We start from the raw sequence: 18,335 nt of genomic DNA on the forward strand, positions 1-18,335 counted from the left end.
GGAGCCGGCGATCGTCAGGACGTTGGGTATCGGGTGCGTCATGATGGCAAGGCGCCGGTTCGAAGACCGGCGCCGACGGACGGAAACAGGAAGTGTAGCGTCAGTGCCGCGATTCGCCGATCAGCGCGACCGAGTCGAACTGACGCTGGTTCGCCTGGTGGCGGCGCATCACGAGCCACATCGTCAGGCACACGAACGTGCCGAACAGCACGATCACGACGCCGACCGGCACGTCGAGCCAGACCAGCACCGCGTACAGGCACAGCATCACGAGCACCGACAGGTTCTCGTTGAAGTTCTGCACCGCGATCGAATGGCCGGCCGACAGCAGCACGTGGCCGCGATGCTGCAGCAGCGCGTTCATCGGAACCACGAAGTAGCCGGACAGCGCGCCGACGCAGATCAGGAAGATGTACGCGACGATCAGGTACACGGGCAGGCGCAGGTGGCCGAAATGCACGGCCCAGTGCGCCGGGAACAGGTCGCGCGTGTAGAACGCCATCAGCATGACCGCGATACCCATGATGATGCCGACCGGCAGCACGCTGAGCGACTTCTTCAGCGGGATCCGCGCGGCGGCGGCGATCGCACCGCCCGCGACGCCGACCGCGACCACCGCCTGCAGGATCGCGCCTTCGGACAGCGACATGTTGAGCGACACTTCGGCCCACTTCAGCACGATGAACTGCAGCGTCGCGCCCGCGCCCCAGAACAGCGTCGTGACCGCGAGCGAGATCTGGCCGAGCTTGTCGCGCCAGAGCACCATGAAGCAGTCGGCGAAGTCGGTGAGGAGCTTGACCGGGCCGCGCTCCTGCTTCGGGTAGCGCGCGCCGGTATCGGGGATCCGCAGATTGAAGATGGCGGCGATCACGTAGATCGCCATGATGATCACCATCGCCGCTTCGGCGGGCGTGGCGATCCAGGCTGGCGTGTGCGCGATCACGTGCGACGCGATGTGCGGGCTGATCAGCGCGCCGCCGAGCACGGTGCCGAGGATGATCGAGCTGACGGTCGTGCCTTCGATCCAGCCGTTCGCGGCGACGAGCCGGTCGGCCGGCAGCAGCTCGGTCAGAATGCCGTACTTCGCGGGCGAGTAGGCCGCGGCGCCGAACCCGACGATGCCGTATGCGATCAGCGGATGGGCGCCGAGCAGCATGATCAGGCAGCCGACCACCTTGATCGAATTGGTGATGAACATCACGCGCCCCTTCGGACGCGAATCGGCGAACGCACCGACATAGGCCGCCAGCACCACATACGACAACACGAAGAACAGCTTGAGCAGCGGTGTCATCCAGTTGGGGGCGTGGAGGTCTTTCAGCAGGGCGATGGCGGCGATGAGAAGCGCATTGTCGGCCAGCGACGAGAAAAACTGCGCGGCCATGATGGTGTAAAAACCTTTTTTCATCTGATGCGATGCTTTCGTCGCTGCGGCAGGGCCGCGTAGGCCGCCTGGTATGCGATCGGCTTATTCCGTTCGAAATGGGTTGTGCGCACGGCTTTATAACACGAAAATACGGCAATTCGGACTAGCAAGATTCCCCGATCGTTCCGCAAATTGTCGGCTTCGGTGCTCAAAAGGCGCGGTAAGCTGATGATTCGCAAGCGTCTTTACGTAAATTTCCCATGCCGCGCCCGATCTCCGCCACCATCCACACCGCCGCCCTCGCGAACAATCTCTCCGTCGTCCGCCGCTTTGCCGGCCCGTCCAAGGTCTGGGCGGTCGTCAAGGCCAACGCGTACGGCCACGGTCTCGCGCGCGTGTTTCCCGGCCTGCGCGGCACCGACGGCTTCGGCCTGCTCGACCTCGACGAGGCCGTGAAGCTGCGCGAGCTCGGCTGGGCCGGCCCCATCCTGCTGCTCGAAGGGTTCTTCCGGTCGACCGACATCGACGTGATCGACCGCTACAGCCTCACGACCACCGTCCACAACGACGAGCAGATGCGGATGCTCGAGACGGCGCGGCTGTCGAAGCCCGTCAACGTGCAGCTCAAGATGAACAGCGGGATGAACCGGCTCGGCTACGTGCCGGAGAAGTACCGCGCCGCGTGGGAGCGCGCCCGTGCGTGCCCCGGCATCGGCCAGATCACGTTGATGACCCATTTTTCGGACGCCGACAACGAGCGCGGCGTCGCCGAGCAGCTCGCGACGTTCGAGCGCGGCGCGGCAAGCATCGCGGGCGCGCGCAGCCTCGCGAATTCGGCGGCCGTGCTGTGGCATCCGGATACGCACTTCGACTGGGTGCGGCCGGGGATCGTGCTGTACGGCGCATCGCCGTCGGGGCTGTCGTCCGACATCGCCGACACGGGCCTGAAGCCCGCGATGACGCTCGCCTCCGAGCTGATCGCCGTGCAGACGATCGCGAAGGGGCAGGCGATCGGCTATGGCTCGACATTCTCCGCGCAAGCGCAGATGCGCATCGGCGTCGTCGCGTGCGGCTATGCGGACGGCTATCCGCGCGTCGCACCCGAAGGCACGCCCGTGATCGTCGACGGCATCCGCACGCGGATCGTCGGCCGCGTGTCGATGGACATGATCACCGTCGACCTGACGCCGTGCCCGCAGGCCGGCGTCGGCGCGCGGGTCGAGCTGTGGGGCAACGCGCTGCCGATCGACGACGTCGCGCGCCATTGCGGGACCATCGGCTATGAACTGATGTGCGCGGTCGCCGCCCGCGTACCGGTGCGCGCGGAATAAGGGCAGCACGCGTGGCCAAACAGAAAACCGTCTACGTCTGCAGCGAGTGCGGCGGACAAACCCCGAAGTGGCAGGGGCAATGCCCGTCGTGCCAGGCCTGGAACACGCTCGTCGAATCGGTCGCCGAGTCGCCGGCCGCCCATCGCTTCCAGTCGCTCGCGAAACGCGCGCCCGTGCAGCGCCTCGTCGACATCGAAGCGGCCGACGTGCCGCGCTTCTCCACCGGCATCGGCGAATTCGATCGCGTGCTGGGCGGCGGGCTGGTCCCGGGCGGCGTCGTGCTGATCGGCGGCGATCCCGGCATCGGCAAGTCGACGCTGTTGCTGCAGTCGCTCGCGGACATCGCGAGCGAGCGGCGCGCACTCTATATCAGCGGCGAGGAATCGGCCGCGCAGATCGCGTTGCGCGCGCAACGGCTCGCACTGCTCGACGGCGGCGCGCCGGCGGCCGAGCTGAAGCTGCTCGCCGAGATCCAGCTCGAGAAGATCCAGGCAGCGATCGACGCGGAACGGCCGGACGTCGCCGTCATCGACTCGATCCAGACCGTCTATTCCGAAGCGCTGACATCGGCGCCCGGCTCGGTCGCGCAGGTGCGCGAGTGCGCGGCGCAGCTCACGCGCATCGCGAAGCAGTCCGGCACCGCGATCATCATGGTCGGGCACGTGACGAAGGAGGGCAACCTCGCGGGCCCGCGCGTGCTCGAGCACATCGTCGACACGGTGCTGTACTTCGAGGGCGACACCCATTCGTCGTTCCGGCTCGTGCGCGCGTTCAAGAACCGCTTCGGCGCGGTCAACGAGCTCGGCGTGTTCGCGATGACCGAGCGCGGGCTGCGCGGCGTCGCGAACCCGTCCGCGCTGTTCCTGTCGCAGCACGAGCAGGTCGTGCCGGGTTCCTGCGTGCTCGTCACGCAGGAGGGCACGCGCCCGCTGCTCGTCGAGATCCAGGCGCTCGTCGATACGGCCCACGTGCCGAACCCGCGCCGGCTCGCGGTCGGCCTCGAGCAGAACCGGCTCGCGATGCTGCTCGCGGTGCTGCACCGGCACGCGGGCATCGCGTGTTTCGACCAGGACGTGTTCCTGAACGCGGTGGGCGGCGTGAAGATCACCGAGCCGGCCGCCGACCTCGCGGTGCTGCTCGCGATCCATTCGTCGATGCGCAACAAGGCGCTGCCGAAGGGCCTGATCGTGTTCGGCGAAGTGGGGCTGGCAGGCGAGATCCGGCCGTCCCCGCGCGGCCAGGAACGCCTGCGCGAGGCGGCGAAGCTCGGTTTCACCGCCGCGCTGATCCCGAAGGCGAATGCACCGAAACAGCCGATCGAAGGACTGAACGTGATGGCCGTCGAGCGGATCGAGCAGGCGATCGACCGTGTGCGCGATCTCGAATAGCCGTGGCGGGCCAGCGCCGGCGTGCGCTGGCCCGCGGTGATCTGTCGCGTAATTGACTGTAATGAATATGTAGGCTGATGTAACCCGCCGGACATCGCTTTTCCCTATCCTTTGCCGGATCGTCGAACCGCGCAATGCGAAGGGAACCTATGTTTAAACAGTATGGGGAAGCGCCGAGCGGACGCAGTTACAACCTGCGCGGCTGCCGTGTGTCGGAGCCGATCGTTCAGCCGTGGGGCGGCGGATGCCGCATCGTCGAATGGATCGACGACGAAGGGCGCCTGGCGCGCCGGGTCGTGTCCGAGGACGTGACGGAAGCGGAGGTCGCCGCGGCGATCCGCCGGCCGACCGAAGGGCGGCGTCACCTGATGGGCGATGACGAGCAGATGCCGCGCGATACGTTGCCGCGGCGTTGAGCGGTTGGCGCGGCCGGCACACGGCCGACGCGATCACGTCGAACGCGACAATGACAAAGAGGCCGGGCCCGGGCGCCCGGCCTTGTCGTTTCCGCGCCCGGTGCGGCCGGGCGGGTTCGCCGGTCGTCGATCGTAGACCGTGGATCGTGCCGAGGACGTCCGGCCGCCGCTGAAACGACCGGCCGACGGCGCCCGGCGCGCGTTCAGCCGATCTGCTCGAGTTCTTCCTGCACGGCGAGCCAGTCCGCCTCGACCGTTTCGAGCCGGGCATTGACCTCGCCCAGCTTGCGGATCGCTTCGGTCAGTTCCGTCTTGCGCGCGGCTTCGTAGCTCGCCGGATCGGCGACGAACGCGTCGAGGCGCGCCTTCTCCGCGTGCAGCGTTTCCATTTCCCTTTCGAGCTTCGTGATGCGGTTCTGCAGCGGTTTCTTCAGCTGCGACAGCCGCTGGCGCTCTTCGGCCGCCTGACGCTTCTGGTCCTTGCGGTTGACGCCCGGATCCGCGCCCGCTGCCGCCGCGCTGTCGGCCTTCGCGGCCGCGCGTTGCTCGGCCGCATGCTGCAGCAGCCAGTCGCGGTAATCGTCGAGGTCGCCGTCGAACGGCTGCAGCCGGTGCTTCGCGACGAGCATGAACTGGTCGGTGGTCGCGCGCAGCAGGTGGCGGTCGTGCGAGACGAGGATCAGCGTGCCTTCGAACTGCGCGAGCGCCATCGTCAGCGCGTGACGCGTCTCGAGGTCGAGGTGGTTGGTCGGTTCGTCGAGCAGCAGCAGGTTCGGTTTCTGCCAGATGATCAGCGCAAGCGCGAGCCGCGCCTTCTCGCCGCCCGAGAACGGGCCGACCGGGCTCGTCGCCATGTCGCCGGAGAAATTGAAGCCGCCGAGGAAGTCGCGCAGTTCCTGCTCGCGCGTATCGGGGGCGAGCCGTGCGAGATGCGCGAGCGGCGAATCGTCCTCGCGCAGGGTTTCGAGCTGGTGCTGCGCGAAATAGCCGATCGTCAGCCCCTTGCCGTCGCGCACGTGGCCCGACAGCGGCGCGAGCGTGCCGGCCAGCGTCTTGATCAGCGTCGACTTGCCCTGGCCGTTCGCGCCGAGCAGGCCGATGCGCTGGCCGTTCTGGATCGACAGCGCCACGCGTTCGACGATCGGGATGTCCGTGCCGTCCTCGGCGTGGTAGCCGCAGCGGACGTCTTCCATCACCATCATCGGGTTCGGCGCGGCGTCGGGCGTGCGGAACTCGAACGTGAACGGCGACGCGATGTGCGCGGGCGCGATCAGCTCCATCTTCTCGAGCGCCTTCATCCGGCTTTGCGCCTGCTTGGCCTTGGTTGCCTTGGCCTTGAAGCGGTCGACGAAGCTTTGCAGGTGCTCGATCGTCTTCTGCTGCTTTTCGTACGCGCTTTGCTGCAGCGCCAGCTGCTGCGCACGCAGCACTTCGAACTGCGAGTAATTGCCGCCGTAGCGCTTCACCTGGCGATTTTCCAGATGCAGCGTGACGTTGCAGATCGAGTCGAGGAATTCGCGGTCGTGCGAGATCACGACGAGCGTGCCGGCGTAGCGGTGCAGCCAGTCTTCGAGCCAGACGATCGCGTCGAGGTCGAGGTGGTTGGTCGGTTCGTCGAGCAGCAGCAGGTCGGAGCGGCACATCAGCGCCTGCGCGAGGTTCAGCCGCATGCGCCAGCCGCCGGAGAAGCTGGCGACCGATTCGCGCGTCTGCGCGAGCGTGAAGCCGAGGCCGAGCAGCAGCAGCGCTTCGGCGCGCGCGGGCCGTATAGCCGTCGGCGTCGGCGAACGCCGCGTGCGCGTCGGCTTCGGCCGCGCCGTCGTGCGCGGCCGAGGCGGCGGCGATACGCGCCTCGATCTCGCGCAGCGCGGTGTCGCCGTCGAGCGTGTAGTCGAGCGCGGAGCGGTCGACGGCGGGCGTTTCCTGCGACACGTGGGCGATCCGCCACGACGGCGGCATCGCGAAATCGCCGCCGTCGGAATGCAGCTCGCCGCGCAGGACCGAGAAGAGCGTCGATTTGCCGGCGCCGTTCGCGCCGATCAGGCCGGCTTTCTCGCCGGGATTGAGCACGAACGAGGCCGACTCGAACAGCGGCTTGGTGCCGCGCGCAAGGCTGAACTGATTGAAACGGATCACGGCGGGAATGACTGACCAAAACCGCTATTCTAGACTGCGCGCGCGTCGCCCCGGATATCGGCCGTTCGGCAGGTGCCGCAACGACGCGATTTCGCCTAGACTCCACGTCGATACGGTTTCGTAAAAGGAGTGCCCGATGTCCACCCTGTATTCGTTCAGCGCAGAGACGCTCGCGGGCGCACCCGCGTCGCTCGACGCGTATCGCGGCAAGGTGCTGCTGATCGTCAATACCGCGAGCGAGTGCGGTTTCACGCCGCAGTACGCGGGCCTGCAGAAGCTGTATGAGCAGTACGCGGCCCGCGGTTTCTTCGTGCTCGGCTTCCCGTGCAACCAGTTCGGCAAGCAGGAGCCGGGCGACGCCACGGAGATCGGCGCGTTCTGCGAGCGCAACTACGGCGTCACGTTCCCGATGTTCGCGAAGATCGACGTGAAGGGCGACCACGCGCATCCGCTGTACCGCTACCTGACCGACGAGGCGCCCGGCATCCTCGGCCTCAAGGCGATCAAGTGGAATTTCACGAAATTCCTGATCGACCGCGACGGGCGGATCGTCAAGCGCTACGCGCCGTCGACGAAGCCCGAGGAAATCGCCGCGGATATCGACAAGCTGCTTTGACGGTTCGATGCGGCGAGCGGGCGGTTCGGATCGAGCCTGCCTGGGTCGCGCCGTGCGAAAGCATGCGCCGCCGGGCGGCGGCGCGGGGCCGGCGCTCGCGCAACCGCTACAGGATCGGCGCGAACAGGCGCGCGACGTGCATGGCGATACGCCGCCACGCGGGCGAGTGCCGATACTCGTTCGCATCGACTTCGTAGGCCAGCGCGAAATCGGCGTCGAGCATCGCTTCGACTTCGGCGGCGAACGCGCGGTCGACGGTCAGCACCATGATTTCGAAGTTCAGCCGGAACGAGCGGTTGTCGAGATTCGCGCTGCCGACGGCGGCCGCGACGCGGTCGATCAGCAGCACTTTCTGATGCAGGAAGCCGGGCCGGTAGCGAAACACCTTGACGCCAGCGTCGACGAGATCGCGCGCATAGAGCTTCGACGCCTCGAACACCACGTAGTGATCGCGCCGGCTCGGAATCAGGATGCGCACGTCGACGCCGCGCATCACCGCGAGCTTCAGCGCGGCGATCACCGCTTCGTCGGGCACGAGATACGGCGTCGTGATCCAGACCCGTTCGCGCGCGGCGTTGATCGCCTCGACGAAGAACAGCGAGCCGGTTTCCTGCTTGTCGGCCGGCCCCATCGGCACGGCGAGGCAATGCATCGCGTCGTCGGGCAGCGCCTCCGGCGGCGCGGCGAGCGGCGGCAGCGTCTGCGTGGCCCAGTGCCAGTCTTCGGCGAACACGTACTGGATGCTGGCCACCACCGGGCCGCGAATCTCGATATGGGTGTCGCGCCACGGCGACAGGCGCCGGTTCCCACCGAGATATTCGACGCCGACGTTGAGACCGCCGACGAACGCGCGATTGCCGTCGACGACGACGATCTTGCGATGGTTGCGGAAGTTGAGCTGGAAGCGGTTGACGAACTTGCGGTGGGTCGCGAACGGATGGACCTCGACGCCGCCGCGGCGCAGCGTGTCGACGTAGCCGCGCGGCAGGTCGAAGCTGCCGATGCTGTCGTACAGCAGGTAGCAGCGCACGCCGGCCGCCGTGCGGGCGAGCAGCGCGTCGCGCAGCATCTGGCCGAGCGCGTCGTCGCGCACGATGAAGAACTGGACGATCACGTAGTCGCGCGCGGCGTCGATCGCCGACAGGATCGCCGAGAAGGTTGCGTCGCCGTTCACGAGCGTGCGCACCGCATTGCCGCCGACGAACGGCATTCCGCCCAGCCGCGTGAGCGCGAGCACGGCGGCCCGGCCGATCGCGTCGGCGGCCTGCCCGTCGGTTGCGTCCGCAGCGGGCCATGGCGCGCGCGGTGCGTGCGTGCGCAGCGCTTCCATCTCGTGGCGCCGCGCGTCGACATAGCCGGAGAACTTGCTGCGGCCGAGGAACAGGTACGGGATGAGCGTCAGGTACGGCATCGCGGCGAGCGACACGGCCCATGCGATCGCGCCTTGCGACGTGCGGGTATTCATGAGCGCATGACACGCCGCGATGATCCCGAGCACATGGATGGCCAGGACCAGGGTGCCGAGATGTAGCCAGTCGAGGGTCATGGGCGCGTGACGGACTCCTGAAGTCGTGCGGCGCGACGGCCGCTTACGCGCATCTTACCCAACCGTGCGGGACAGCGGTGTGCCGTACCGCACGGTTCGGTCGCGGCGCGCCGTCAGGCCTTGTGCGGCAGGTCCGACGCCTGGATCAGGAACACGGCGTCGTCGCCCGCGCTGGTGGGCAGCCACGTGAGCTCGAGGCCGCCGAACGCGCCTTCGACGTGCTCGCGCTCGTTGCCGATCTCGACGACGAGCACGCCGTCGTCGTGCAGCCAGTTGTGCGCTTGCCCGATGATGCGCCGCACGATGTCCATCCCGTCGTCGCCGCCCGCGAGCGCCATTTCCGGCTCGTGCCGGTACTCGGGCGGGAGGGCCGCCATCGACGTCGCGTTCACGTACGGCGGGTTCGTCAGGATCACGTCGTAGCGCGTGTCGGGTTCGGCGCGGAACGCGGGCAGCGGCGTGTAGAGGTCGCCGCGATGCAGCGTGATGCGATCGTCGAGGCCATAGTCGCGCACGTTGATCTCGGCGACTTCGAGTGCCTTCTCGGACAGGTCGACCGCGTCGATCTCGGCATTCGGGAACGCGCTGGCCGCGAGGATCGCGAGGCAGCCGGAGCCGGTGCACAGCTCGAGCACCGCGCCGACCTGCTCGGGATCGGCGACATACGGCTGCAGCCCGTCGTCGAGCAGTTCGCCGATGAACGAGCGCGGCACGATCACGCGCTCGTCGACGTAGAAGCGGTGGCCATGCATCCACGCTTCATGCGTGAGATACGCGGCCGGCACGCGGTCGGTCGCGCGCCGTTCGATCACCGCGAGCACGGCCGCGATTTCGTCGGGCAGCAGGCGGGCATCGAGGAACGGCTCGAGCGTGTCGAGCGGCAGGTCGAGCGTGTGGAGCACGAGGTAGGCGGCTTCGTCGTACGCGTTGTCCGAGCCGTGGCCGAACGCGAGCTTCGCCTTCGAGAAGCGCGTGACCGCATAGCGCAGCAGGTCGCGAACAGTTGCAAAAGGTGTCGTCATGCGAGGCTCCGTCAGGCGATCAGTTGTTCGAGCACGCGGCGGTACACGTTCTTCAGCGGGTCGACGAAGCGCACGTCGATGTGCTCGTCGATCTTGTGGATGCTGCCGTTCGGCGGACCGAACTCGATCACCTGCGGGCAGATGCGCGCGATGAAGCGCCCGTCGGACGTGCCGCCCGTCGTCGACAGCTCGGTCGTGAGGCCGGTCTCGGCGCGGATCGCGTTCTCCAGCGCGTTCGACAGGTCGCCGCGCGGCGTGAGGAACGGCAGGCCGCTCACCGACCACTTCAGCGTGTATTCGAGGCCGTGCTTGTCGAGGATCGCATGCACGCGCGCCTGCAGGCCCTCGACGGTGCTCGCCGTCGAAAAGCGGAAGTTGAACATCAGGTCCGCGTGGCCGGGGATCACGTTGGTCGCACCGGTGCCGGCATGCAGGTTCGACACCTGCCAGGTGGTCGGCGGGAAGTATTCGTTGCCTTCGTCCCACTGTTCGGCGGCGAGCTCGGCGAGCGCCGGCGCGAGCAGGTGGATCGGGTTCTTCGCGAGGTGCGGGTACGCGATGTGGCCCTGCACGCCCTTGACGATCAGTTCGCCCGACATCGAGCCGCGGCGGCCGTTCTTCACGACGTCGCCGAGTTCGGCGGTCGACGTCGGCTCGCCGACGATGCAGTAGTCGAGACGTTCGCCGCGCGCTTCGAGCAGTTCGACGACTTTCACGGTGCCGTCGGTGGCCGGGCCTTCCTCGTCGCTCGTGATCAGGAACGCGATCGCGCCGCGGTGGCCGGGGTGGGCCGCGACGAATTCCTCGGAGGCGACGACGAACGCCGCGAGCGACGTCTTCATGTCGGCCGCGCCGCGGCCGTACAGCTTGCCGTCACGATGCGCGGGAATGAACGGCGGCGAGGTCCACTGCTCGAGCGGGCCGGTCGGCACGACGTCGGTGTGGCCCGCGAACGCGAGCAGCTTGCCGTCGCGGCCGTCGGCGCCGCGCTTGACGGCCCACAGGTTGGTCACGCCATGCGACGCGATGGTTTCGCATTCGAAGCCGAGCGCGGCGAGGCGCTCGGTCATGATCTGCTGGCAATGCTGGTCGTCGGGCGTGACGGACGCGCGGGCGATCAGCTGTTCGGTAAGGGCTAGGGTGGCGGACATGGTTCGGACCACTTTCGATAAAAAATGCCGGCGCGGTGGCCGGCAGCGATGAGGCGTCGTGTGCAGCGCGGGCGCCGCGCGGGCCGCCCTAGGCGGCAAACAGCGCCGCGTACTGATCGGCCACGAAGCCGAGCGATTTCACGCGGCCGTTGACGACGAGCACGGGGCGCTTGATGACCGACGGCTTGTGGATCATCAGCGCAACCGCGCCGGACTTCGTTTCCGCGGCCGCCTTCATGGCGTCGTCCAGGCCGCGCCACGTCGTGCCGCGCTTGTTCACGAGCGCGTCGAGCGATACGTCCTTCAGCCAGTCTTCGACCAGCGGTGCGCTGACGCCGAGCTTCTTGAAGTCGTGGAACTCGAACTCGACGCCGTGATCGTCGAGCCACACGCGGGCCTTCTTCACGGTGTCGCAGTTCGGAATGCCGTAGACGACCACGGTGCGCGGCTTGGCCATCAGTCGCCTCGCAGCAGCTCGTTCAGGCCGACCTTCGCGCGGGTCTTCGCGTCGACCTTCTTCACGATCACCGCGCAGTACAGGCTGTGCGAGCCGTCCTTCGACGGCAGGTTGCCGGCGACGACGACCGAGCCGGCCGGGATGCGGCCGTAGCTGACTTCGCCCGTTTCGCGATCGTAGATCTTGGTGCTCTGGCCGAGGTACACGCCCATCGAGATCACCGAGTTCTCCTCGACGATCACGCCTTCGACGACTTCCGAGCGCGCGCCGATGAAGCAGTTGTCTTCGATGATGACCGGGTTGGCCTGCAGCGGCTCGAGCACGCCGCCGATGCCGACGCCGCCCGACAGGTGCACGTTCTTGCCGATCTGCGCGCACGAACCGACCGTCGCCCACGTGTCGACCATCGTGCCTTCGTCGACGTATGCGCCGATGTTGGTGTACGACGGCATCAGCACGACGTTCTTCGCGATGAACGAGCCGCGGCGCGCGATGGCCGGCGGCACGACGCGGAAGCCGCCCGCGGCGAAGTCTTCGGCCGTGTAGTTCGCGAACTTCGACGGCACCTTGTCGTAGAACTGCGAGTAGCCGCCCGCCGGCATCGGTGCGTTGTCCTCCAGGCGGAACGACAGCAGCACGGCCTTCTTCAGCCACTGATGGACGGTCCAGTTGCCGTCGATCTTCTCGGCGACGCGCAGTGCACCCTTGTCGAGCTGCTCGATCGCGTGAGCGACGGCTTCGCGGACGTCGGCGGGCGCGGCCTTCGGCGACAGCTCGGCGCGGTTTTCCCAGGCGGTATCGATGATTTGCTGAAGTTGTTGCGACATGTTCGTTTTCGCAGGAGATGAATGGAATTGATCGGGATGGACGTCTTACCGCGCGAGAGCCCGGCAGAAATCGACGATGCGTTGCGCGCCCTCGACGCATTCGGGGGTGCCCGCGACGAGCGCGATCCGGATGAAATCGCGGCCCGGATTCGTGCCGTGCGCATCGCGCGCGAGGTACGAGCCGGGCAGAACCGTCACATTATAGTCGGCGTACAGGCGGCGGGCGAACTCGGTGTCCGACAGGCCGGTGCGCGCGACGTTGGCCCACAGGTAGAACGCGGCGTCGGGCAGCTTCACGTCGATCACGTCGGCCAGCATCGGCGTGACCGTGCTGAACTTCTGCAGGTACAGCGCGCGGTTCTCGCGCACGTGCGCCTCGTCGTTCCACGCGGCGATGCTCGCGTGCTGCCAGACCGGCGACAGCGCGGCGCCGTGGTACGTGCGGTACAGCAGGAATTTTTTCAGCAGCGCGGCGTCGCCGGCGACGAAGCCCGAGCGCATGCCCGGCACGTTCGAGCGCTTCGACAGGCTCGACAGCATCACGAGCCGCTCGAAGCCGCGGCCGAGGCGGTGCGCGGCCTCGAGGCCGCCGAGCGGCGGCGCCGCTTCGTCGAAATAGATCTCCGAATAGCACTCGTCGGACGCGATCACGAAACCGTGGCGGTCGGACAGCGCGAACAGCTCGCGCCAGTCGTCGAGCGTCAGCACGGCGCCCGTCGGGTTGCCCGGCGAGCACACGTACAGCAGCTGGGTGCGCGCCCAGACTTCATCGGGCACGGCCGCGTAGTCGCACGCGAAGTTGCGGACCGGGTCGCTGTTCGCGAAATAGGGTTCGGCACCGGCCAGCAGCGCCGCGCCTTCGTAAATTTGATAGAACGGATTCGGACAGAGTACGATCGCCTTCTTGCCATCCGCGCGCGGGCGCGCGTCGATCACAGTCTGCGCGAGCGAGAACAGCGCCTCGCGGGAGCCCGATACGGGCAGCACCTGCGTCGCCGGGTCGATTGCCGGCAGCCCGTAGCGGCGCTCGAGCCAGTGTGCGATCGACGTGCGCAGCGCGTCCGAGCCGGCCGTGGCCGGGTACGACGCGAGACCGTCGAGCGCGGCCACCACGGCGTCGCGGATCAGCGCCGGCGTCGGGTGCTTGGGCTCGCCGATGCCGAAGCTGATCGGTTTCAGGTCGCCGGAAGGCGTCACGTCCTTGAACAGGGCGCGCAGCTTTTCGAAGGGATAGGGCTGGAGCGAGTCGAGTCGAGGGTTCACGGGCGAAGCGGCCATCGCGGCCGGTTGGAGCGAAAGGGCGAAAGGGGCGGCGCGGGTGCCGCACGGCTGCGGGCGGGCGCCGACGGCGCGCGGCTCGCAGCGGACGATTATAACGTGACGCAATGCGGTCGCGGCCCGCCGGAACGGCGGCCGGGCCGCTCGAATAAAGGGTAGCGAATCAAATGAATAACGCGGTACGCGGCAGCCTGCCGACGCTGGCCATCCTGATCGGCGCGTCGGTATGGGGCCTGATCTGGTATCCGCTGCGGATTCTCGCGTCGCTCGGGCTCACCGGCACGCTGGCGAGCGCGCTGACGAGCGTGGTCGCGTTCCTGTTCGTGGTCGTCGTGCGGCACCGCACGATCGCCACGCTGCGCTGGCACTGGGTGCTGCCGGGCATCGCGATCACGGCGGGCGTGACCAACCTCGGTTTCGTGTGGGGCACGATCCACGGCGAAGTGCTGCGCGTGATGCTGCTGTTCTACCTGACCCCGGCATGGACCGCGATCTACGCGCATTTCCTGCTGCGCGAGCGGTTGACCTGGGCCGGCGCGGCGCTCGCGGCGCTGTCGATCGGCGGCGCGATGCTGATGCTGTGGTCGCCGCAGCTCGGCGTGCCGCTGCCGGCCAACCCGGCCGAATGGGCGGGGCTCGCGGCCGGCCTGAGTTTCGCGATGAGCAACGTGCTCGTGATCAAGGCGAGCCGCGAGCTGCCGGAGATGCGCGCCGAGATGCGTACGGCGACGCTGTTCGGCGGCGCGGCGGTGTTCGGCGCGGTCGCGTCGCTGTTCGAGGGGCTGCCGGCCGCGCCGGCGGGAAGCCAGCTCGGCGTCGCGGCAGCGATCATCGCCGCGATCGGCGTGACGATGGCCGCCAACAACCTGCTCGTGCAATACGGGCTCGCGCGCGTGCCGGCGAACCGCGCGTCGATCATCATGCTGTTCGAGATCGTGATCACCGCGCTGTCGGCGTGGGTGTTCGCGAGCGAACTGCCGAGCGCGCGAGAGTGGGCGGGCGGCGCGTGCATCGTGCTGGCGACGCTGCTGTCGAGCCGGGTCCATCGTGCCGCGCCGGCATCGGGCAAACCCGGCGACGGGCGGGACGGCGCACGCGCGATGGTATGATGGAAGCCGTTTGCGGGGCCCAACGCTTGAGATGCGCGCGGCCCCGCTTTTGAATTCCGGGGCGCATCGCGCACACGGGCCGTCCGGCCCCGCGCGTCGCGGCCCCGTCCGTTTCACCTCTTCTTCACATCCGATACCGCCGTGCGTCTGAGCTCGATCAAACTCGCTGGCTTCAAATCCTTTGTCGATCCCACGCATTTCCAGGTTCCGGGCCAGCTTGTCGGCGTGGTGGGCCCGAACGGGTGCGGCAAGTCCAACATCATCGATGCCGTGCGCTGGGTGCTCGGCGAGTCGCGCGCGTCCGAGCTGCGCGGCGAGTCGATGCAGGACGTGATCTTCAACGGCTCGACCGCCCGCAAGCCCGGCAGCCGGGCCAGCGTCGAACTGATCTTCGACAACTCCGACGGCCGTGCGGCCGGGCAGTGGGGCCAGTACGGCGAGATCGCCGTGAAGCGCGTGCTGACGCGCGACGGCACGTCGAGCTACTACATCAACAACCTGCCGGCGCGCCGGCGCGACATCCAGGACATCTTCCTCGGCACGGGCCTCGGGCCCCGCGCGTACGCGATCATCGGGCAGGGCATGATCGCGCGGATCATCGAGGCGAAGCCGGAAGAGCTGCGCGTGTTCCTCGAGGAAGCCGCGGGCGTGTCGAAGTACAAGGAGCGCCGCCGCGAGACCGAGAACCGCCTGCACGACACGCGCGAGAACCTGACGCGCGTCGAGGACATCGTCCGCGAGCTCGGCGCGAACCTCGAGAAGCTCGAGGCGCAGGCCGTCGTCGCGACCAAGTACAAGGAACTCGTCGCCGACGGCGAGGAGAAGCAGCGCCTGTTGTGGCTGCTGCGCAAGAACGAGGCCGCGGGCGAGCAGCAGAAGCAGCAGCGCGCGATCGAACAGGCGCAGATCGACCTCGAGGCGCAGACGGCGAAACTGCGCGAGGTCGAATCGCAGCTCGAGACGCTGCGGGTCGCGCATTACTCGGCGAGCGACGCGATGCAGGGCGCGCAGGGCGCGCTCTACGAGGCCAACGCCGAAGTGAGCCGCCTCGAGGCCGAGATCAAGTTCATCGTCGAATCGCGCAACCGCGTGCAGGCGCAGATCGCCGCGCTGAACGCGCAGCGCGAGCAATGGCGCGCGCAGGCCGAGAAGGCGCAGGACGAGCTCGAGGAAGCCGAAGAGGCGCGCGCGATGGCCGACGAAAAGGCCGCGCTCGCCGAAGACAACGCGGCTGCGAAACACGACGCGCTGCCGGCGCTCGAGGCGAAATGGCGCGATGCGCAGGCGCAGCTCAACGACGAGCGCGCGCGGATCGCGCAGACCGAACAGTCGCTGAAGCTCGAGGCTGCGCACCAGCGCAATGCCGACCAGCAGCTCCAGCAGCTTCAGCAGCGCCACGAGCGCCTGAAGTCCGAGGCGGGCGGGCTCGACGCGCCCGACGAGGCGCAGCTCGAAGAACTGCGCATGCAGCTCGCCGAGCAGGAAGAGATCCTCGCCGAAGCGCAGGCGCGCCTCGCCGATGCGCAGGAAACGGTACCGCGCCTCGACGGCGAGCGCCGCGCGGCCCAGGAGCGCGTGCAGGCCGAAAGCGCGCAGATCCACCAGCTCGAGGCGCGGCTCGCCGCGCTCAAGCAGCTGCAGGAGAACGTGCAGACCGAAGGCAAGATCCAGCCGTGGCTGGACAAGCACGAGCTCGGCGCGCTGCCGCGTCTCTGGAAGAAGCTGCACGTCGAGGCTGGCTGGGAAGCGGCGCTCGAGGCCGTGCTGCGCGAGCGCCTCGCCGCGCTCGAAGTGTCGAATCTCGACTGGGTGAAGGCGTTCGCGACCGATGCGCCGCCCGCGAAGCTCGCGTTCTACGCGCCGCCCGTGGCCGGCGAGCCGCCGGCCGCCGCGGCCGGGCTGCGCCCGGTGCTGTCGCTCGTGCGCATCGACGATGCAGGCATCCGCGCGGTGCTGAACGACTGGCTCGGCAACGTGTACGTCGCCGACGACGTCGCGCAGGCACTCGCGACGCGCGCGCAACTGCCGGCCGGCGGCGCGTTCGTCGTGAAGGCCGGCCACATCGTCACGCGTGTCGGCGTGCAGCTGTACGCGGCCGATTCGGAGCAGGCCGGGATGCTGGCCCGCCAGCAGGAGATCGAGAACCTGACGCGCCAGGTGCGCGCGCAGGCGCTGCTCGCCGACGAGGCCCGCACGGCGGCGGTGCGCGCGGAAGCCGCGCACACGCAGGCCACGCAGGCGCTCGGCGACGTGCGCGCGCAGGCCGAACGCGCGACCCAGCGCGTGCATGCATTGCAGATGGACGTGCTGAAGCTCGCCCAGGCGCATGAACGCTACACGCAGCGCAGCACGCAGATCCGCGAGGAACTCGAGGAGATCGGCGCGCAGATCGACGAGCAGCGCGCATTGCGCGCGGAATCGGAAGCGAACTTCGAGCGCTTCGACGGCGAACTCGCGGAACTGCAGGCGCGCTTCGAGGACAACCAGCTCGCGTTCGAGGCGCTCGACGAATCGCTGACGCAGGCGCGCCAGGAAGCGCGCGACCTCGAGCGCGGCGCGAACGACGCGCGTTTCGCCGCGCGCAACGCGGTCACGCGCATCGACGAACTGAAGCGCAGCATCCAGGTCGCGCACGAGCAGAGCGAGCGCGTCGCCGCGTCGCTGGAAGACGCGCGCGCCGAACTCGAAACGATCAACGAGCAGACCGCGCACACGGGCCTGCAGGACGCGCTCGAAATTCGCGCGGTGAAGGAAGAGGCGCTGCAGGCCGCGCGGATCGAACTCGACGACCTGACCGCGAAGCTGCGCGCGTCGGACGAGCAGCGTCTCGTCGCCGAGCGTTCGCTGCAGCCGCTGCGCGACCGCATCACCGAGCTGCAGCTGAAGGAGCAGGCCGCGCGCCTGTCCGTCGAGCAGTTTGCCGAGCAGCTCGCGGCGGCCGAGGTCGACGAGGAAGCGCTGCGCGAGAAGCTGACGCCGGACCTGAAACCGTCGTACCTGCAGGGCGAGGTCACGCGCCTGAACAACGCGATCAACGCGCTGGGTCCGGTCAACATGGCCGCGCTCGACGAGTTGAAGGCCGCGAGCGAGCGCAAGGTGTTCCTCGATGCGCAGTCGGCCGACCTGACCGACGCGATCACGACGCTCGAGGATGCGATCCACAAGATCGACCAGGAAACCCGCACGCTGCTGCAGGGTACCTTCGACGAGGTCAACCGTCACTTCAGCGACCTGTTCCCGCGCCTGTTCGGCGGCGGCCAGGCGAAGCTGATCATGACGGGCGACGAAATCCTCGATGCGGGCGTGCAGGTAATGGCGCAGCCGCCGGGCAAGAAGAACGCGACCATCCACCTGCTGTCGGGCGGCGAAAAGGCGCTGACCGCCACCGCACTGGTGTTCGCGATGTTCCAGTTGAACCCGGCGCCGTTCTGTCTGCTCGACGAGGTCGACGCGCCGCTCGACGACGCGAACACCGAGCGTTTCGCGAATCTCGTGCGCGCGATGTCCGACAAGACGCAGTTCCTCTTCATCTCGCACAACAAGATCGCGATGGAGATGGCGCAGCAGCTGATCGGCGTGACGATGCAGGAGCAGGGCGTGTCGCGGATCGTCGCGGTGGACATGGAAACCGCCGCGGGTTTTGCCCAGAATTGACGTTTGAAGAAACCGGACCGCGTTCGCGCGGCGCATGG

The 18,335-nt window shown here is 68.1% G+C and carries 13 protein-coding genes and 1 pseudogene; 6 read left to right on the top strand and 8 right to left on the bottom strand.

Translation table 11 applies throughout. The annotated features are described in order from the left end of the window. Positions 1 to 100 precede the first annotated feature (100 nt). On the bottom strand, positions 101 to 1,408 hold the full coding sequence (gene lplT, locus PL79_RS18305) for a lysophospholipid transporter LplT (protein WP_044847948.1): 1,308 nt from the start codon (positions 1,406 to 1,408) through the stop codon (positions 101 to 103). A 218-nt stretch (positions 1,409 to 1,626) separates the two neighbouring features. Between lplT and alr the strand changes: the two genes are divergently transcribed. From alr to PL79_RS18320, 3 genes are all read left to right on the top strand, one after another. Beyond that, positions 1,627 to 2,697 carry an alanine racemase gene (gene alr / locus PL79_RS18310; RefSeq protein WP_044847947.1) on the top strand — a complete coding sequence of 357 codons (1,071 nt, stop codon included), beginning with the start codon at positions 1,627 to 1,629 and terminating at the stop codon, positions 2,695 to 2,697. 11 nt (positions 2,698 to 2,708) lie between these two features. Next, the gene (gene radA / locus PL79_RS18315; protein ID WP_044847946.1) at positions 2,709 to 4,085 is read left to right on the top strand and encodes a DNA repair protein RadA; all 1,377 of its coding nucleotides are present in this window, start codon (positions 2,709 to 2,711) and stop codon (positions 4,083 to 4,085) included. 149 nt (positions 4,086 to 4,234) lie between these two features. Beyond that, positions 4,235 to 4,501 (top strand): DUF2866 domain-containing protein, encoded by a 267-nt coding sequence (locus tag PL79_RS18320; RefSeq protein WP_044847945.1) that lies wholly within the window; start codon positions 4,235 to 4,237, stop codon positions 4,499 to 4,501. A gap of 203 nt (positions 4,502 to 4,704) precedes the next feature. Here the strand turns inward: PL79_RS18320 and PL79_RS18325 are convergent. Next, positions 4,705 to 6,637, bottom strand: a pseudogene (locus PL79_RS18325) (ATP-binding cassette domain-containing protein). Positions 6,638 to 6,773: 136 nt separating this feature from the next. Between PL79_RS18325 and PL79_RS18330 the strand changes: the two are divergent. Next, positions 6,774 to 7,253 (top strand): glutathione peroxidase, encoded by a 480-nt coding sequence (locus tag PL79_RS18330; RefSeq protein WP_044847943.1) that lies wholly within the window; start codon positions 6,774 to 6,776, stop codon positions 7,251 to 7,253. 106 nt (positions 7,254 to 7,359) lie between these two features. Here PL79_RS18330 and cls read toward each other — a convergent pair whose 3' ends face one another. From cls to dapC, 6 genes are all read right to left on the bottom strand, one after another. Further along, positions 7,360 to 8,799, bottom strand: coding sequence for a cardiolipin synthase (cls, locus tag PL79_RS18335; RefSeq protein ID WP_044847942.1), 1,440 nt, complete (start codon positions 8,797 to 8,799; stop codon positions 7,360 to 7,362). Positions 8,800 to 8,912: 113 nt separating this feature from the next. Further along, complete coding sequence (gene prmB, locus PL79_RS18340) at positions 8,913 to 9,821, bottom strand: 50S ribosomal protein L3 N(5)-glutamine methyltransferase (protein WP_044847941.1); 909 nt, start codon at positions 9,819 to 9,821, stop codon at positions 8,913 to 8,915. Between the two features lie 11 nt (positions 9,822 to 9,832). After that, positions 9,833 to 10,972, bottom strand: a complete 1,140-nt coding sequence (gene dapE / locus PL79_RS18345) for a succinyl-diaminopimelate desuccinylase (protein ID WP_044847940.1) — start codon at positions 10,970 to 10,972, stop codon at positions 9,833 to 9,835. A gap of 88 nt (positions 10,973 to 11,060) precedes the next feature. Beyond that, entirely contained in the window at positions 11,061 to 11,429 is a 369-nt protein-coding gene (locus tag PL79_RS18350) for an ArsC family reductase (protein ID WP_044847939.1), read from the bottom strand. After that, entirely contained in the window at positions 11,429 to 12,256 is an 828-nt protein-coding gene (gene dapD / locus PL79_RS18355; RefSeq protein ID WP_006478479.1) for a 2,3,4,5-tetrahydropyridine-2,6-dicarboxylate N-succinyltransferase, read from the bottom strand. The genes PL79_RS18350 and dapD overlap by 1 nt, the downstream gene beginning before the upstream one ends. Positions 12,257 to 12,301: 45 nt before the next feature. After that, positions 12,302 to 13,534, bottom strand: a complete 1,233-nt coding sequence (gene dapC / locus PL79_RS18360; protein ID WP_044847938.1) for a succinyldiaminopimelate transaminase — start codon at positions 13,532 to 13,534, stop codon at positions 12,302 to 12,304. 167 nt (positions 13,535 to 13,701) lie between these two features. Here dapC and PL79_RS18365 point away from each other — a divergent pair, with 167 nt between their 5' ends. Both PL79_RS18365 and smc read left to right on the top strand, forming a co-directional pair. Next, entirely contained in the window at positions 13,702 to 14,643 is a 942-nt protein-coding gene (locus tag PL79_RS18365; protein WP_044847937.1) for a DMT family transporter, read from the top strand. A gap of 141 nt (positions 14,644 to 14,784) precedes the next feature. Further along, complete coding sequence (gene smc, locus PL79_RS18370) at positions 14,785 to 18,297, top strand: chromosome segregation protein SMC (protein WP_044847936.1); 3,513 nt, start codon at positions 14,785 to 14,787, stop codon at positions 18,295 to 18,297. Positions 18,298 to 18,335: the final 38 nt, after the last annotated feature.

The sequence above is a fragment of the Burkholderia sp. USMB20 genome, assembly GCF_000949135.2.
Classification (GTDB): Bacteria; Pseudomonadota; Gammaproteobacteria; order Burkholderiales; family Burkholderiaceae; genus Burkholderia.

Excerpts from the sequence above, each read along its gene's own strand:
- lplT (WP_044847948.1), bottom strand. The coding sequence starts at position 1,408 with ATGAAAAAAGGTTTTTACACCATCATGGCCGCGCAGTTTTTCTCGTCG.
- alr (WP_044847947.1), top strand. The coding sequence starts at position 1,627 with ATGCCGCGCCCGATCTCCGCCACCATCCACACCGCCGCCCTCGCGAAC.
- PL79_RS18320 (WP_044847945.1), top strand. The coding sequence starts at position 4,235 with ATGTTTAAACAGTATGGGGAAGCGCCGAGCGGACGCAGTTACAACCTG.
- PL79_RS18330 (WP_044847943.1), top strand. The coding sequence starts at position 6,774 with ATGTCCACCCTGTATTCGTTCAGCGCAGAGACGCTCGCGGGCGCACCC.
- cls (WP_044847942.1), bottom strand. The coding sequence starts at position 8,799 with ATGACCCTCGACTGGCTACATCTCGGCACCCTGGTCCTGGCCATCCAT.
- prmB (WP_044847941.1), bottom strand. The coding sequence starts at position 9,821 with ATGACGACACCTTTTGCAACTGTTCGCGACCTGCTGCGCTATGCGGTC.
- dapE (WP_044847940.1), bottom strand. The coding sequence starts at position 10,972 with ATGTCCGCCACCCTAGCCCTTACCGAACAGCTGATCGCCCGCGCGTCC.
- PL79_RS18350 (WP_044847939.1), bottom strand. The coding sequence starts at position 11,429 with ATGGCCAAGCCGCGCACCGTGGTCGTCTACGGCATTCCGAACTGCGAC.
- dapD (WP_006478479.1), bottom strand. The coding sequence starts at position 12,256 with ATGTCGCAACAACTTCAGCAAATCATCGATACCGCCTGGGAAAACCGC.
- dapC (WP_044847938.1), bottom strand. The coding sequence starts at position 13,534 with ATGGCCGCTTCGCCCGTGAACCCTCGACTCGACTCGCTCCAGCCCTAT.
- PL79_RS18365 (WP_044847937.1), top strand. The coding sequence starts at position 13,702 with ATGAATAACGCGGTACGCGGCAGCCTGCCGACGCTGGCCATCCTGATC.